The sequence below is a fragment of the Bacillus sp. SIMBA_008 genome (genome assembly GCF_046535495.1).
GTDB lineage: Bacteria > Bacillota > Bacilli > Bacillales > Bacillaceae > Bacillus > Bacillus subtilis.
Map to the genome: position 1 here is coordinate 1 of NZ_JAWRWL010000097.1, position 371 is coordinate 371.

Here is a 371-nt window from a genome sequence, read left to right on the forward strand (position 1 = left end):
TCGGCGGCTTCGGCGGAGAGCGCGGGCCTGCACTCCCGGCATCCGAGGAGCGACCGGAGGGCACGAGGTCCGTAGTGCGGACCTTCCCGACCCAGGCGGCGCTGTACCGGCTGACCGGCGACCGCCACCACATCCACATCGACCCCGCGGCATCCGCCCGGATCGGGCAGCCGACCCCCATCCTGCAGGGGCTGTGCACGCTCGCTGCGACCACGCTCGTGCTCGCAGCGGAGGAGGGGGCGCATCCGGCCGACCTGACCGCGCTGCAGGGGCGCTTCAGCGGACCCGTGGTCCCGGGCGACGCGCTCGAGGTCGAGTCCTGGCCGGACGGCGCGTTCGAGCTGCGTCGAGACGGGGCTTCCGTGATCTCC

General features: G+C 74.1%; 1 protein-coding gene. It reads left to right on the forward strand.

What is annotated here, in order from left to right; all coding sequences use genetic code 11:
* Window positions 1-371: MaoC/PaaZ C-terminal domain-containing protein (locus tag SB658_RS22320; protein WP_410602391.1), on the forward strand; the 371-nt coding region annotated here is incomplete at both ends.